Source organism: Rodentibacter myodis (assembly GCF_001999305.1).
GTDB classification, from domain to species: Bacteria; Pseudomonadota; Gammaproteobacteria; order Enterobacterales; family Pasteurellaceae; genus Rodentibacter; species Rodentibacter myodis.
Genome location: NZ_MLHQ01000049.1, coordinates 1 through 1,093 on the forward strand (window position 1 = coordinate 1; position 1,093 = coordinate 1,093).

2 pseudogenes are annotated in these 1,093 nt (G+C 32.8%); both read right to left on the reverse strand.

Annotated features, from left to right (window positions below):
* Positions 1–481 (reverse strand): annotated as a pseudogene (locus BKL49_RS12000) (hypothetical protein); the annotation flags it as partial.
* Between the two features lie 4 nt (positions 482–485).
* Positions 486–1,093: pseudogene (locus BKL49_RS12005) on the reverse strand (hypothetical protein); the annotation flags it as partial.

Here is a 1,093-nt window from a genome sequence, read left to right on the forward strand (position 1 = left end):
AATAAATCAGGCGTTTTTTGCGGTTTACTCGAATGCCGTTTATTCTTGGTAAGAATATTAGAAAAATGACTATTGGGATCCAAAATATATGTAGAAATAGTTCTAAAACCGGATGTGATGGAATAATACTATCTCTATATTTTTTATATGATAGAGGAGGGGTTGCATAAGGGTCTTTATCTTGTAGCCTGGATTGATAATTATTTTCCGCTATTTCTTTGTATTCTATATATTGGGGATACGCGAGTTTATCAGGATCTGTAGCCCAATAATAAGATTCTAAAACATTATCTATTTCGCGACTAAATGGTTTTATGCCATGACTAGTATCAAAATATGAGCCAATACAGAGCATTCCCACTAATATTGCTCGAATAACCCCACGAATATAACCATCTAAAACAGATAAGCGAACCTCTATTTCATCATCGTTACATTTTCTAATGGAGTAACCTAATTCTTTGTAATCTTGTTTCTGCATATTTTTATCTCATATTAATTTCTTGTAATGTGGACGAAAAACGTGATTCGGAGCCTTGATAATCGGACATTGATACTTTTATATTTATCGTATGCACTTGAGCCTCATTTATGGTTGTGTAGAGGGGATCTTCAGTGTTGATTAAGACAAGCCCTTGCCATGGGGTATTAAAGTGGAGCAGGGCTTTACCCGGTTCAATATATTCAATACGACTAGGTTGTTTTTCATAATTCCAATAATGATTTATTGTTAATTTCTCCACTTTTATTGATTGTGCTAATTCATTGTTCATAATTACAGGATGTTGAATGAGAATACTATTAGCACTCCATTTTGATAAGATTATATCTTCTTTAAATTGGAAATAACGTTGCATTTCTATACGGAAGTATTCTAATATTTGGTTATTAGTTTTAGCATTAAATAAACTAGCATCAAATACAGCATCTTTAAAAACCTCAAAGGAAGCTCTTTTATTTTTCCATTTGAATTCATCGACAACTTCTCCCCAATAAGTCTCACTATCCCCCCAATATCCATTTTTAATCCAAAGCTCAATATCTTCCTTTTTCAAGGTTGAAAAAATAATCCCCACAAAAATCATCGCAAGCC